This is a genomic window from bacterium, assembly GCA_019637795.1.
GTDB lineage: Bacteria > Desulfobacterota > Binatia > HRBIN30 > CADEER01 > JAHBUY01.
This window is the reverse complement of sequence record JAHBUY010000009.1, coordinates 166154-180275: the sequence shown is the minus strand read 5'-3', so window position 1 is coordinate 180275 and position 14122 is coordinate 166154. Positions and strand designations below refer to the sequence as shown.

The 14122-nt window shown below is 71.2% G+C and carries 14 protein-coding genes; 3 read left to right on the top strand and 11 right to left on the bottom strand.

Annotation, left to right across the window (positions count from 1 at the left end; genetic code table 11):
• Positions 1-34 precede the first annotated feature (34 nt).
• Positions 35-298 carry a hypothetical protein gene (locus KF840_25935; protein MBX3028347.1) on the top strand — a complete coding sequence of 88 codons (264 nt, stop codon included), beginning with the start codon at positions 35-37 and terminating at the stop codon, positions 296-298.
• A gap of 119 nt (positions 299-417) precedes the next feature.
• Here the strand turns inward: KF840_25935 and KF840_25930 are convergent, their stop codons facing one another.
• From KF840_25930 to KF840_25880, 11 genes are all read right to left on the bottom strand, one after another.
• A complete protein-coding gene (locus tag KF840_25930; protein ID MBX3028346.1) occupies positions 418-912 on the bottom strand; it encodes a hypothetical protein in 495 nt (164 codons plus the stop codon).
• Positions 913-1128: 216 nt separating this feature from the next.
• Positions 1129-2946: a TolC family protein gene (locus tag KF840_25925; protein ID MBX3028345.1), complete on the bottom strand. Its 1818-nt coding sequence runs from the start codon at positions 2944-2946 to the stop codon at positions 1129-1131.
• 52 nt (positions 2947-2998) lie between these two features.
• A complete protein-coding gene (locus tag KF840_25920) occupies positions 2999-6121 on the bottom strand; it encodes an efflux RND transporter permease subunit (protein ID MBX3028344.1) in 3123 nt (1040 codons plus the stop codon).
• 85 nt (positions 6122-6206) lie between these two features.
• Entirely contained in the window at positions 6207-7274 is a 1068-nt protein-coding gene (locus KF840_25915; protein MBX3028343.1) for an efflux RND transporter periplasmic adaptor subunit, read from the bottom strand.
• Positions 7271-7900 carry a TetR/AcrR family transcriptional regulator gene (locus tag KF840_25910; GenBank protein MBX3028342.1) on the bottom strand — a complete coding sequence of 210 codons (630 nt, stop codon included), beginning with the start codon at positions 7898-7900 and terminating at the stop codon, positions 7271-7273. The genes KF840_25915 and KF840_25910 overlap by 4 nt, the downstream gene beginning before the upstream one ends.
• A gap of 104 nt (positions 7901-8004) precedes the next feature.
• Positions 8005-8919, bottom strand: a complete 915-nt coding sequence (locus tag KF840_25905; protein MBX3028341.1) for a carbohydrate kinase family protein — start codon at positions 8917-8919, stop codon at positions 8005-8007.
• Positions 8916-9641 carry a DUF1573 domain-containing protein gene (locus KF840_25900; GenBank protein ID MBX3028340.1) on the bottom strand — a complete coding sequence of 242 codons (726 nt, stop codon included), beginning with the start codon at positions 9639-9641 and terminating at the stop codon, positions 8916-8918. The genes KF840_25905 and KF840_25900 overlap by 4 nt, the downstream gene beginning before the upstream one ends.
• Before the next feature lie 126 nt (positions 9642-9767).
• The gene (locus KF840_25895) at positions 9768-10574 is read right to left on the bottom strand and encodes a cyclase family protein (protein MBX3028339.1); all 807 of its coding nucleotides are present in this window, start codon (positions 10572-10574) and stop codon (positions 9768-9770) included.
• Entirely contained in the window at positions 10571-11227 is a 657-nt protein-coding gene (locus KF840_25890; GenBank protein ID MBX3028338.1) for a hypothetical protein, read from the bottom strand. Before KF840_25890 ends, KF840_25895 begins: the two co-directional genes overlap by 4 nt.
• Complete coding sequence (locus KF840_25885; GenBank protein ID MBX3028337.1) at positions 11211-11726, bottom strand: archaeosortase/exosortase family protein; 516 nt, start codon at positions 11724-11726, stop codon at positions 11211-11213. The genes KF840_25890 and KF840_25885 overlap by 17 nt, the downstream gene beginning before the upstream one ends.
• A 70-nt stretch (positions 11727-11796) precedes the next feature.
• A complete protein-coding gene (locus KF840_25880; protein ID MBX3028336.1) occupies positions 11797-12153 on the bottom strand; it encodes an antibiotic biosynthesis monooxygenase in 357 nt (118 codons plus the stop codon).
• Positions 12154-12327: 174 nt separating this feature from the next.
• Between KF840_25880 and KF840_25875 the strand changes: the two genes are divergently transcribed.
• On the top strand, positions 12328-13383 hold the full coding sequence (locus tag KF840_25875) for a fatty acid desaturase (GenBank protein ID MBX3028335.1): 1056 nt from the start codon (positions 12328-12330) through the stop codon (positions 13381-13383).
• A gap of 216 nt (positions 13384-13599) precedes the next feature.
• The gene (locus KF840_25870; GenBank protein MBX3028334.1) at positions 13600-14004 is read left to right on the top strand and encodes a nitroreductase family deazaflavin-dependent oxidoreductase; all 405 of its coding nucleotides are present in this window, start codon (positions 13600-13602) and stop codon (positions 14002-14004) included.
• Positions 14005-14122 lie beyond the last annotated feature (118 nt).

Sequence of the window (14122 nt, the reverse complement as noted above, 5' to 3'; positions counted from 1 at the left end):
CTAGCGGATCGATGTGCGAATGGGGAATGGCGCGATGAGCGAATTCTCGCCGGTGGGCAGCAATCGCCCGCTTCCGCTCATCCCGCCGAGTGAACCCCGCCCACGCAAACTCTTGGAGGACGACATGGCATACGCATCCCCCGCGTATCGGCGCGTGTTGTGCCGTGACCTGGAAGTGCTGGAGGCCGAGTTGCAGATGACGGCGACGGCCGGCCGACCCTCGCCGTGGATCGAGCGCCTGCGCGAGCGCGTGCGCAAGGTCCGCGAGCGGATGGAGCGCGACCGCGGCGATCGCTGAGGTCGGCCGACGCCGGCCGCGGCCATGCGGTGGCGCGGTCCGGATGTCAGGCGCCCCGACCCGCCCTGCCGATCACGCGCGGCAGGGCCGATGGAAGCTGCGGCGGTGGCCGGGAAGGCCTATTGCCGCATACGCGCCAATCCGCGCACCGACCACAGGCCGACCGCGAGCAGCACCGCCATGAGCAGTCCGATGCTCCGCGTCGACAGCAGGGGCGCAATGGGCGGCGGCGCGCATCGGTTGTCGACGCAGACGCGGCTGAGGCACTGCGCGTTGCTGGTGCACGCACCGCCGTTCGGGACCGGCGTCGCGGTCGGCACGGGAGTGGCGGTCGCGGTCGCGCCCGGCGTCGGTCCATTCACATCGACGCAGGATACCACTCCGATGCCGCATCCCTGCCCCTGGCTTGGGTTGGCGCAGGCGACGGCATGGCCGCATTGCGCCTGCATGCACGCGCTCTCGCAGGACGCGAAGTCCGTGGGCTCGAAGCAAGACGGGTTGCATTCACTGTCGTCCTCGCACGTGCAACAGCACGAATAGGCCGAGGCGATCCCGCGTGCGGGAATCAGGGTCAGGAGGAGGATCACGGCCAGGGGCAGGGCTCGTCGAATCATGAGACGGTCTCATATTGAAAATCCGCGCGCCTGGCAACGAGATGATCCGCCGCCACGGCACCGGCGCTGAAGCCGGCCGCCGAAGGGTGGGGGTGCGCCTCCGACTGCTCGACGCCGACGTCGCGGACGGAGGTCGCCACCGGCGCCGGCGTCAGTTCCGGTGCTGATGCGGAGCGACGAGCTGCGGCCGGCGCGCGCGCCGCCCGCGTCGGGGTGTCAGAACCGTGCCCACCAGGGCGCCGACTCCTGGGTGTCGCGGGCGAGCATGACGTTGCGCCGTTCGAGCAGCGTGCCCTCGGAGAAGTACAACTGCGCCAGCAGGATGTTGTACGTGGTGAGGGCGGTGATCTCCTCGCGCTGCGCCTGGGTCAGTCGGTCCTGGAAGTCGATCAGATCCTTGGTGGTGGCGAGGCCGACGTCGTAGCGCGCCTGCTGGTTGCGCACGTTCTCCTCGGCCAGCTCGCGCGCCACCCGGGTCGCCTCGATGCGGCGCAACGAGGCCTTCAGGTTGTTGACCGTCTGGGTGATCTCGAGGGTGACGTTCTCCTCGGTCTGCCGCAGGTCGAGGCGCGCCGCCTCGGCGTTGACCTTGGCCTGGGTGTAGTCGGCCTTGGCGCTGGCGTTGGAGAGCGGGATCACGAGCTGCGCTCCCACCAGGTACTGGTAGTAGCGGCCGTCGGTGAGCAGCTCGAGCGAGCGGCTGTAGCCGCCGAGCACCTGCGGGTTGGGCAGGAACTGGAAGCTGCCCGGGGTCGGCGTCGGCTGGCCCGGGGCGACCGTCGGGGTCGGCTGCAGCAGGCCGGCGTCGGTGCCGCCGAGGCCGTTGAGGCCGATCGAGGCGACGAGGTCGAGGCGCGGCAGCAGGCGGTTCTCGGCGATCTTGCGCTCCACCTGCCGCCCGTCGACGTTGGCGCGCGCCGCCAGCAGCTCCGGCCGCTTGCCGTACCCGACGTGCAGGCTGTCGTCGAGATTGAAGTCGGTCTTCGACACCGTCGGCTTGTCCGCCGGCTCGATCATGATCAGCGCGTCGCCGTCGTTCTGGCGGGCGTTGACCAGGGCGCGCAGGTTGTCGCGCGCCACCCGCCGCAACGCCGTCGCCGTGACCAGGTCGGCCTCGCGGCGCGCCACCTCGGCCTCGGACTCGAGCACCGCGGTGCGCGGCAGCGAGCCGACGTTGAAGCGGCTCTGGTTCTGGCGCAGCAGTTCCTTGGCGAGATCGAGCCCCTTCACCTCGACCTTCACGTTCTCGATCGCCAGCGCATAGGTCCAGTAGGCGCGCTCGACGTTCTCGACCAGTCCCGCCACCTGCGCCTTGTAGACCTGGTAGGCCTGCTCCTCGCCGATCTGCGCCACGTCGACGACCAGCAGCGCGAAGCGCCAGCCGAAGTCGCGCAGCAGCGGCTGGGTGAGGCCGACGCCGAGGGTGGAGATGTAATCGGGGTTGACCAGGTTGACCACCGTCGGATTGCTCGAGAGGCGGGTGTTCTGCCACTGCGCGCTCAGCAGGCCGCCGCTCAGCAGGCGCTTGCGCAGGCCGGCGTTCCACTCGACCTGGTCGCTGAACAGGCTGAGATCGGACCCGTTGTTGAACGGGTCCTCGTTGGTGAACGGGCTGATGGTCTGCACCGGGGTGTTGCTGCGCTGCTTGGAGGTGTCGCCGAAGAATTCGGGGTCGAACTGCGCGTAGGCGCGGCGCACCTGGTTGGTGGCGCTCACCGGGCTGAGGGCGGAGAGCTTCAGGCCGGTGTTGTGCTCGAGCGCCAGGGCGATGCTCTCGGCGAGGGTGATCTGGCGCTCGGCCTCGTTCTCCGACAGCAGACCGTAGTTGCTGCGGCCGCCGTCGAACGGCGTCGTCGGCACCCGGCTGCTCCACTGGTCCTTCAGGATGGTGGGGAAGTTGGGCACGTCCTCGAGCAGGTACTCGCGCGTCGCGCCGGCGCCGCGCGGCGCCGGCGCGTCACCGGTGAGTGGCTCCTCCGCCCCCGCCCACGCGGCGGCGAGGCAGATCGCCGACGCGAGGAGCAGCCCTTGCACCCTGCGCACCCTCATCGTCAGCCGCCGCATGTAGCACGCGTCCCCATGGGGGTCACGCCGGGCTGCGCCCGTTGCTCGACACGCGGCGCCAGCGCGCCGGCAGCCACTGGCGCAGGCGGCGCAGGGGGTGCACGTGCGCCAGATCGTCGAAGAGCGAATAGGCCACCGGCGTCATCAGCAGCGTCAGCAGCAGGCAGAGCGTCTGGCCGCCGATGATCACCTTGGCCATCGAGGCGCGGCTCGCCGATCCCGGACCGCGGCCGAGGGCGATCGGGATCATGCCGGCGACCAGCATCACCGTGGTCATCAGGATCGGCCGCAGGCGGACGTGGTTGGCCTGCAGGATGGCGGCGTCGCGCGCCAGGCCCTGGGCGCGCAACGTGTTGGTGTAGTCGATCTGCAGGATGCCGTTCTTCTTCACGATGCCGAAGAGCATGAACAGGCCGAGGATGCTGTAGATGTTGAGCGTCTCGCCGAGCAGCCACAGCGACAGCAGCGCGAACGGCAGGGTCAGCGGCAGCGCCAGCATGATGGTGACCGGGTGCAGGAAGCTCTCGAACTGCGCCGCCAGGATCATGTACATGAAGATGAAGCTGAGCAGGAAGGCGAGCAGGAAGTTCGCGTTGCTCTCCCCCAGCGACTTGGCGCGGCCGGTGAAGATGATGCCGTAGGTGGGCGGCATGTCGAGGTCGGCGACCAGCTTCTTCACCCGCTCGACGGCGGTGCCGAGGGGCAGGCCGTCGAGGTTGGCGACCAGCGTCACTTTGCGCTGCCGGTTGTGGTGGTCGATCTGCGCCGGGCCGCGTTCCTCGCTGAGCATGGCGAGATTGGCGAGGCGCACCAGCTCGCCGCCGGGGGTGGCGATGGTGACGTCGCCGATGGCGCGCGGGTCGCTGCGGTTCTGGAGCTGGGCGCGCAGCCAGACGTCGATCTGCTCCTGCTCCTCACGGTAGGTGCTGATCGGCTCGCCGCCGATCAGGGTGCGCAGCGCGCTGGCGATGTCGCGCACGTTGATGCCGAACGACGACGCCTTCTCGCGCTGGATCTGCACCTGCAGCTCGGGCTGGCGCACCGACAGCGTGGTGTCGACGTCGACCAGCCCGGGGGTGGCCCGCATGCCCTCCATGAGCTGCTTCGAGTAGGTCTCGAGCTTCGCCAGGCTGGGGCCGGTGAGGTCGAACTCGAGATCGCTGAAGCGGTGGCCGCCGCTGACCAGGAGGTTCACCGCCTGCACGCTGGTGCGCAGGTCGGGGTAGTCGGCGACGACCTCGCGCGCCTGCTTCATGACGTCGTTCTGCGAGAGGTCGCGTTCGTCGAGCTCGCTGAGGCGGACGTAGATCGAGCCGGTGGTCACCGGCCCCTCGCCGGCGCGCAGGCGGCCGGAGGTGTCGCCGATGGTGGTCAGCAGGTGGCGCACGTGCGGCAGCTCGCCGAGGCGCGCCTCGATGGCGCGCAGCGTCTCGTCGGTGCGCTGCAGGCTGAAGCCCTCCGGCGTCTGCACGATGACCTCGAACTCGCTCTGGTCGTCGTGCGGCATGAAGTCCTTGCCGACCATGGCGAACAGCGGCACCGTGCTCGCCAGCACCGCCGCCGACAGGAGCACCAGCACCCAGCGGTGGCGCAGCGACCAGCCGAGCACCCCGCCGTAGGCCCGCTCGATGGCGCCGTAGAAGCCGCGCTGCGTCTGGTGACGGCCGGGGCTGACGGTGAGGAAATGGGCGCACAGCATCGGCGTCAAGGTGAAGGAGACGATCAGCGAGACGATGATCGAGACCGCGACGGTGACGCCGTAGCTGTTGAAGAAGCGTCCGACCTGGCCCTCCATGAAGGCGACGGGCAGAAAGATGACCACCAGCGACAGGGTCGTCGCCATGACCGCCAGGCTGATCTCGCCGGTGGCGGCGCTCGCCGCCTGGCGGGCGCTGACGCCCTTCTCCTCCATGTAGCGGAAGATGTTCTCGAGCACGACGACGGCGTCGTCGATGACGATGCCGGTCGCCAGCACCAGCGCCAGCATGGTGACATTGTTCAGCGTGAAGTCGAGGTAGCGCATCACCGTGAAGGTGGCGATGATCGAGGTCGGGATCGCCACCGCGGCGATCAGGGTCGCGCGCAGGTTGGCGATGAAGAGCATCACCGTCAGGCTGACCAGAATGCCGGCCAGCACCAGGTGCAGCTTCACCTCGTCGATCGACCGGCCGATGAAGCGCGACTGGTCGCGGACCATCTGGATGTCGATGTCGACGGGCAGGGTGGAGCGGATGCGCTCGAGCCGCTTCTTCACCGTCTCGATGACGGCGACGGTGTTGGTGCCGGTCTGCTTGCGGATCAGCAGGGTCACCGCCGGGCGGCCGTCGAGGCGGGCGAGGGCGCGCGGCTCGACGGCGGCGTCCTCGACCCGGCCGATGTCGGCGATGCGCAGCGGCCGGCCCTGGGCGCTGCCGACGATCAGCTCGCCGAAGTCCTCGGCGCGCTGGATGCGCCCCATGGTGCGGAGGATCAGCTCCTTCTGCCCCTGGTCGACGCGGCCGCCGGGGATCTCGATGTTCTGCGCCCGGATGGCGTTGCGCACCTGGTCGATCGACAGCCCGTAGGCGGCCAGCCGGTCGGTGTCGAGGACGATGTTGATGGCGCGCTCGAGGCCGCCGATCAGCGACACCGAGCCGACGCCGCGCTGCGTCTCGATGTCTTCCTTGATCTGCCGCTTGGCGATCTCGGTCACCTCGCGCAGGTCGCGGTTGCCGGAGACGACGATGCTGAGGATCGGCGTGCTCTCGATGTCGAACTTCGCCACCACCGGCGCGTCGGTGCCGGCGGGGAGTTGCGACAGCACGGTGGAGACCTTGTCGCGCACGTCCTGGGCGCCGGCGTCGCCGTCGCGCGACAGGTTGAAGAAGACGATGATGGTCGACAGCCCCTCGCTGGTCGTCGAGGTCAGCTCGTCGATGCCCTCGATGGTGTTGATCGCCTCTTCGAGCGGCTTGGTGACGCTGCTCTCCATCTCCTCGACGCTGGCCCCGGAGAGCGTCGTGGTGACGGCGGTGATCGGGAAGTCGACGTTGGGGTAGAGGTCGACCGAGAGCTGCCGGTACGAGAACCACCCGAGCACCACCAGGAAGGCGATGAACATGGTGGTGGCCACCGGCCGCCGGATGCAGACGTCGACGAGCGTCATGTGGATGCTTCACCGCGCAGACGCCGAGGGGCGGCGATCGCGCCGTCGCTCTCGGCGCCTCCGCGCCTTCGCGTTGCAACAGACGTCATCCCTCGCCCTTGCGTATGGTCACCGCGCGGCCGTTCTCGAGCTTGGCCAGGCCCGAGGTGGCGACGACCTCGTCCGGGTGCAGGCCCTCGAGGACCTCGACCAGACCCATGTCGTCGCGGGTGCCGACGCGCACCTGGCGCTCGTAGGCGATGTCGTCGCGCACCACGAACAGCTTGGTGACGCCGGCGAAGGTGATGACGGCCGTCTCCGGGACGACCAGCGCCTCGGCGTCGGCGCGGGTGACGATGTTGGCGGAGGCGAAGAACCCCGCCTTCAGGCGGCGCTCCCCGTTCGGCACCTCGGCCTCGACGGTGATCGAGCGGTTCTCCGGGTTCGCCGCCGGGCTGATGCGGACGAGGGTGCCGTCGAAGAGCTCGTCGGGGTAGGCGTCGACCTTGATCTGCACCGGTTGGCCGTCGGCGATCTCGTCGGCGAAGCGCTCCGGCACGTCGCCGCGCAGCTTCAGCGGGTCGTCGTCCACCAGGTCGAGGAGCGGCGTGCCCGGACGCACGTACTCGCCCGCCGACACCAGCCGCCGCACCACCGAGCCGGTGAGCGGCGAGCGCACCTGCTTGTGCGCCAGGGCCACGTGCATCGCGTCGCGCTGCGCCTCGGCGACGGTCACCGCGGTCTGCATCGCCTCGTGCTCCTGCGGCGAGATGACGTTGCTCTTCAACAGCTCGCGGCCGCGCTGCTCGTCGGCGCGCGCCTTGGCGAGCCGCGCCTCGACCTCGCGCAACTGGGCGCGGGCGCTGGTGTCGTCGATCTCGACCAGCACCTGGCCGGCCGTGACGCGGTCGCCGAGGTCGACGCTGATCTTCTCGATCTGCCCCTCGACCTGGCTGGACAGCTTCACTTCCTGGTTGCCGAACAGCGTGCCGACGAACTTGAGCAGTCGCTTGGTCGGGCGCAGCGACACCGGCGCCACGGTGATCTGCAGCGGCTCGGGCACGGTGGGCGTTGCCGCCATCGCCAGCGGCTGCTCGGAGCTCGCGGACCTGCCGCAGGCGCCGAGCAGCGCCAGCAGGGTGACGACGCCGAGGACGCGGGTCGCCCCCGTCATCGCTTTCCTCCAGCGGCGCGCCGGCGCGCCAGCGCGGGCGCGGGGGCGTGCTCGCTCTGCCCGCGCACGCCGCCGAGGAAGGTGCGCGTCACCAGGCGCGCCAACTGATCGGGCTTGGCGCGGTCGTCGCGATACAGACACGCGGAGCGGATCATGCCGAACAACATCTCCACCGCCAGGCGCGGCTCCATGCGGTTGCGCCCGAGCTCGGCGGCGATGCGCGCCCCGACCTTCTCGACCACCGCCTCGCGCCGCTGCTGCCATTCGACCCGCTCGTTCGGGTCGATCTTCGTCTCGTGCCGGTGCAGCAGCACGAAGAAATCCCGCCGCTGCCAGAAGTAGCCGATGATCGTGCTGGTCAGCGCCTCGATCGTCCGCTCCAGCGGTCCCGGCTCGCTGAGCACCGCCTCGATCGCGTCCTGCATGCCCTGCAGGCCGTCGACCAGGGTGGCGAAGTACAGCTCTTCCTTGGAGGGGAAGTACCGGTACAGGGTGCCCTTGCCCATGTGGAGCCGCGAGCTGATCTCGTCGGTCAGCACCTCGTGGTAGGGCCGCTGCGAGAAGACCTCCGCCGCGCAGCGCAGGATCGCCGCGCGCGTGTCCGCGCTCTTCTTTCGCCCTCGCATGACCCCCGGCAATTCCGATACTGACCGGTCAGTTCTACCAGCGGTCGGCGGTGAGTCAATCCAGGTCTGGTGGCGGCGGCCGCGCCCGCGGGGCGGGCGGCCGCTTATGCGAGGCGGTCGGCGAGGCGCTCGACGTCGCCCAGCTCGGGGATGCTCGAGCGGCCGCCGAGGCGCGTGCAGGCGAGCGCGGCGGCGGCGGCGGCGAAGCGCAGGGTGCGCGGGGTCGTCCACCCGTGCAGCAGTCCGAACAGCGCCGCGGCGTGGTAGCAGTCGCCGGCGCTGGTGGTGTCGACCACCGGGACGGGAACGGCTGGCACGTAGTGCGAGCGACCGTCGGCCCAGGCGAGGGCGCCGCCGGCCCCGAGGGTCGCGACGACCAGCCGGGGGCCGGCGGCAGCCATGTGGCGCAGTGCGGCGGCGAGGTCGGCGATGCCGGTGTGGCGCGGCGGGAATCCGTCGCCGACGATGACGACGGTGCTGCGCGCCAGCAGCTCGCCGGTGCGCGGTCCGGGTTCGTCGACGTCGAGCATCACCAGCATGCCGGACGCCTGTGCTCGCTCGGCGGCGAGCAGCGCCGTGTCGGCGTCGGCGGCGTCGAGCAGCAGCGCCCGTCCGGAGCCGATGAGCGACAGATCCAGCTCGCCGGCGCGCAGCGCCAGCTCCGGGGGGCGGTGCCAGAGGATGCTGCGCTCGCCGGTGACCGCGTCGACGAGGATCACCGACGTCTGGCTGGCGACGCCGCGCCGCTGCACCGCCCCGCTGAGGTCGACGCGCGCCGCTGCCAGCGAGCGGCGTTGCAGCGCGCCGCCGGCGTCGTCGCCGAAGGGGCCGATGTAGGCGGTGCGCAGCCGCCAGCGCTGCAGCGCCACCAGCGCGGTCGGCACCTGGCCGCCGGGGAGCTGTTGATACGCGCGGGCGCGCGCCTTGCCGTCGGTGAGCGGCGGCCGGTCGACGACGCAGACGTGGTCGATGGTGTTGAAGCCGAAGCCGATGACGTCGAGCCGCGGCGCGCGCGTCATGGCGCGGCGCCGTTCGCCGCGGTCGGCGTCGCGGCGTCGATGGTGCCGGCGATCGGGATCTCGATCACCGGCCGCGCCGGGCTGCTGGTCAGCACCCGGACCGCGGTCTGGAACGGCCCGGGAGGGGCGGTGGGGGCGGTGTCGAGGACCAGCGTCCGCCCGCCGTCGCCGTTCTCGAGATGCGGCCGCAACTGCGGCCCGCCGCCCTCGACGGCGAGGAAGCGCACCCCGTCGTTGCCGGCGCGCAGCGCCACCACCCGTACCGCGCCGCTGCCGGCGGCGACCGGCCCGAGGTAGACGCGCGGCGGGTCGGCGGCGGCGACCAGCGCCACGGTGCCGGTGAGCGCCAGCAGCAGCGCCCGCCGCTCGGGATCGTTGCTGTACACGGTGACCGTCCGCCGCTGCGGTCCCGGCGCCGCGCTGGTGTCGCAGCGCAATCGCACCGCCGCGTGCGCGCCGGGGGCCAGATCGCGCGGGCCGTCGATCGCCGCCGTGCAGTCGCAGGCCGTGCGCAGGTCGATCAGGGTCAGCGGCGCGCCACCGCCGTTGCCGAGATCGAATGTATGCTCGACGGGCGTGCCCTGCTGCACCTGGCCGAAGTCGTACGCCGTCTCCGCCACGGTCAGCCGCGGCGGCGTCACCGGCTCCGGCGCCCGCCCGCAGGCAACCAGGAGGGAGACTAGGACGATCCCGCCACCCCACCAACGATCGACCGACGACACCGATGCTCCACTGCGGGCGACTGCGTCAGCAGACGTGGGCACGGCGGGCGTTGGCGTTCGATCGGAGCCGGGCGAGGCGCGGGTTCTGCTTCATCCGTGTGTCGATCCGTCCGCCGGCGCGCGACCTCAGGGCAGCACGGCGATCGCCCGCAGCGGGGCGCCCGAGCCGCCGCCGATCGGCATCGGCAGCGCGATCAGCGTCGCGCCCGTGGCCGGCACCTGGTCGAGGCGCGCCAGGTTCTCGAAGCCGGGCTTGCCGGCGCCGTTGATGATGCGGTGGACGATGAAGTCGGTCGACGGGCCGTAGTCGATGCTCGGCGTGTCGACGCCGATGGCGTTGATCTCGCGCTCGCGCACGAGGAATTCGGCCGCGTCCTGCGAGAAGCCGGGGAAGTGCAGGTTGGCGACGTCCCCCGGCGCGTCGGTGCCGAGATAGCGCTTCGCATCCGGCCAGCGGGCGCCCCAGCCGCTGTACATCACCACGATCGCGCCCTTCGGTATGCGGCCGTGGGCGCGTTCCCAGGCCTCGAGGTCGGCGCGCGACAGGCGATAGTCGGCGTTGCCCGCCGCCGCGGCGCTGACGTCGACCTTGACTAGCGGCCCGATTCCCGCCGTCGCCGGCACCTGCTCGGCGCTGGCGCCGCCGCGCGCGAAGTGCGCCGGCGCGTCCATGTGCGTGCCGCCGTGCTCGGCGCCGCGGTAGTTGTTCGCCTCGTACCAGTAGCCGCCGGGCGTGTCGCCCTTGGCCACGGTGTCGAGCGCGAAATGCTCCGCCGTCGGCCAGTAGATCGTCCGCGCGTCGAACGGATAGGTGAGGTCCACCACCTTCGCGGGATCGATCTCGACCGCGACGGCGGCGGTCGCGACGAGGCAGGCGATCAGCGTCCGCAGCATGCTCCACCTCCGGGTCCAACGCTGGCGAGGGGGGTTCATCGGTCTCTGGCCTGGTGCCGCCGCCGTTCCGCGCGACTGGCGCTCGCCGCGGCCGCCGGCGCGGCCTCGGGCACCAGTGCCGCCGGCAGGAGCTGGCGCAGGTGGATACCGGCCCAGATCAGGAACGGGAAGAGCTGGGTGTCCCAGCTCTGCACGAACGCATCGAGGAACTGGTACAGGCGCGCCGAGAAGGCGCTGAAGGCGTTGGGGAAGGTCGCCGCGTAGTACGACTTGATGCCGACGACGACGTCGAACACCTGCAGCAGCAGGGCGATGGCGAGGGCGAGCGCCAGGCGGACGATGCGCGTCCGCCAGGTCGGCGCGGGCGTCGCCAGCATCAGCGGCACCAGCAGCACCAGGTTGGCCATGATCCACTCCGCCGGGATGCCCTGCGGGTCGAGGCCGTACGGCGGGAACATCGCCCGCTGGTAGAAGAAGATCGCCGTCGGGCTGATGTCCGGCCGGATCAGCAGCTCGGTCTGGTGGCTCCAGGCGGGGTCAGTGGAGAGCTCCGACAACCACACCCCGACCTGCGACGCGCGCAGCAGCACCCGCGTGTAGGCGGGCGCCAGCGGCATCCACGCCCAGTAGGCGACGAAGAGCAGGACGACCAGCTTGCCGAGGAACAGCCACGGGTCAATGCGCAGGCGCATCGGCGTACCGCGTCGCCCAGAAGAGCCACAACGCCACCGCCACGCACACCACCAGCGCCTGGGCGACGTAGACGTGCGTGTCGTGGAAGATCTCGTGGAAGAAGAGGCCGATGAGAAACAGCGCGCTGACGCGGACGATGTTGACGATCTGGATGGTGACGATGCCGAGCGCCGCGCCGATGGCGCGCGATCGCCAGCTCGAGGGGTACGCGAACACGGCGGCCATGTAGATGCTGGTCGGCACCGCCCCCGAGCACGCCGGCGCGACGTCGACCTCGAAGCTCCCCGATCCCATGATGGTGTGCATGCGGTGCACCGGGAAGCCGCCGAGGGCGCCGATCACCTTCAGCACGCCGTAGCTGAGGATCGCCGACACCTGCGCCAGGGCGGCGCCGAGGTCGACGACTTTGAGGATCGGATCGTAGGTGAGGATGAAGAAGAAGACGGTGATGAGCAGGAGAAAGGTGCCGATCACCCGCGCCGCCAGCCACGTCGACATGCGGCTTCGTCGCTAACGGGGGGTCCGGGGGGAGTCAAGGCGCGCCCGCGGCGCGCCGCGCCGCCGCCGTTCAGGCCGGGGCATCGGTGCTCGTCAGGACCTCGTGCACCTCGAGCACGTTCGGCCCCGCGAACATCTCCTTCGGCGGGCGGCTGTTGTGCGCCTCGGCGAAGGCCGGGCTCTTCGTCCAGGCGACGAAGTCCTCGAAGGTCCGCCACCAGGTCTTGATCTCGTAGTAGCCCTGGCCGTCCGGGTCGTCCTTCCAGCCGCCGCTCTGGTGGTCGAAGGTCATCGGCTTCGGCCGGTGCACCTCGTTGCGCACGAAGCCAGGCGCCCGATCCACCAGGTGCGCCCGCCGCCGGAAGCGGTCCTCGAAGTCGATTTCGTGCCCCTTGGCCACCGGGATGCGGTTCGTGACGACGATCATGCCGCCAGGCTTACACCACCCCGGCCGGCGAGGCACCCGGACCGCGCGGCGGGGATGGGGCTTGATCGGCGGGCGCCTCCGGCTCCAAGGTGGGACGCTGCGGGCCCAGACCGGTCGATACCCATGTCCTCTTCCTCCACCGACCACCAGCGTGCCGCGCGCCAACTGCGCGACATGCACGACTACGCGCGCGAGCTGCGAGCGGATCTGCCGCCGGAGATCTTCCGCCGCCGGCCGGCGCGCCTGGGGTGGTTGGCGGTGCACGGCGCCGTGATCGTCGGCCTGATCGCGCTCGGGCTCGGCGGCGCCCTGCCGTGGTGGGCGGCGCTCTTGTGCGGCGTCGCGATCGGCCACAGTTGGGGCTGCCTCGGGTTCCTCGCCCACGAAACCCTGCACCACGCCGTCACCGGCCACCGCGGGCTCGAGCGCGCCATCGGTTACGTCGCCTTCCTGCCCTACGCCACCTCGCCGACGCTGTGGAGCGCCTGGCACAACCAGACGCACCACGCCCACACCGGCCATCTGCTCGCCGACACCGACCAGTACGGCACGCTGGCGGTGTGGCGGCGCAATCCCTACCTGCAGCGCCTGGAGGCGATCGCGCCGGGATCGGGGGCATGGGCGAGCTGGCTCTTCCTGCCCACCGGCTTCACGCTCCAGACCTGGGTGGTGCTGCTGCTGCAGAGCGAGCGCAAGGGCTTCTACCGCCGCATCGCGCGCCGCACGGTGTGGCTCGAGACCGGCAGCATGCTGGCGCTCTGGGTCCTCTGGCTGGCGCTGATCGGTCCGTGGCGGTTCGTCTTCCTCGCCGTGGTCCCGGCGATGACCGCCAACGCGCTGCTGATGGCGTACATCGCCACCAACCACTATCTGAACCCGCTCACCGCGACCAACGATCCGCTGGCCAACTCGCTCTCGGTGCGCAACCCGCGCTGGATCGAGACGCTGCACCTGCAGTTCGGCTATCACGTCGAGCACCACATCTTTCCCACCATGAGCGCCCGCCACGCGCCGCGGGTGCGCGCGGCGATCCTCCGTCGCTACGGCGAGCGCTACCTGTCGCTGCCGCACCGCGAGGCGCTACGCCTGGTCTACGCCCGGCCGAAGCTGCACGGCGACGCCGACACCCTGGTCGACCCGCGCAGCGGCGCGACCTATCGCACCCTCGCCCCGGGCCACCTCGACCTGCCGCGCCTGCCGGACCCGCCGCCCGCCGCCGTCTCGCGCTGAGCGGCCGCGTGGACGGTCGCGTACGTGGCGGAGAGGAGCCGCCGGCAGCGGCGGCTGGGGCCCGAGATGGCGGGTGCGGAGCGATGCCTGGTGATCCAGGCGGTGCCACGTGTTCGGACGTTGCGCGAACGGGCGCGGCGGATGCGACAACGCCTGCTGCGCCGAAGCGCCCGGGCGCTTGGTGTTTCGCCGCGGCTCTGAGACAGTGCCCGTTGAATGCGCCCGGTGCCGTGTGCGGTGGTGATCGTCGTCACGCTCCTGCTCGCGTTCGCGTTCCTCACCTGGACGGCGCTCGAGGCGAGCGGGGTCGCGGTGCTGGAGACGCGTCGGGCCGACGGCGGCACGCGGCGCACGCGCGTCTGGTTCGCCGAGCACGACGGGGCGCTCTGGTTGGAGGCGCCGGTGCCCGACCGGGAGTGGCTGGTGGATGTGCGGGCCGCGCCCCGCGTCAGTCTGGAGCGCGCCGGCGGGTCGGCGGTCTACGACGCCGTGCCCGTCGCCGGCGGCGGACACGAAGCGATCCGCGCCCTCCTGCGCGCGAAGTACGGCTGGCGCGACTGGTGGGTCGGCTGTCTGCAGGACACCTCGCATTCCGTCGCCGTGCGGCTGGTGCCGCGGTAGGGCCGCCAGCCGAAGGCGGTGTCAACGCCGGCCGCCCGCGGCGGCGCGCGAGGCGCCGGGCGGCGCCGTCGTGCCGCGTCGTCAGGGTGGCGAAGGGCAGGGACGGCAGGTAAGCGTC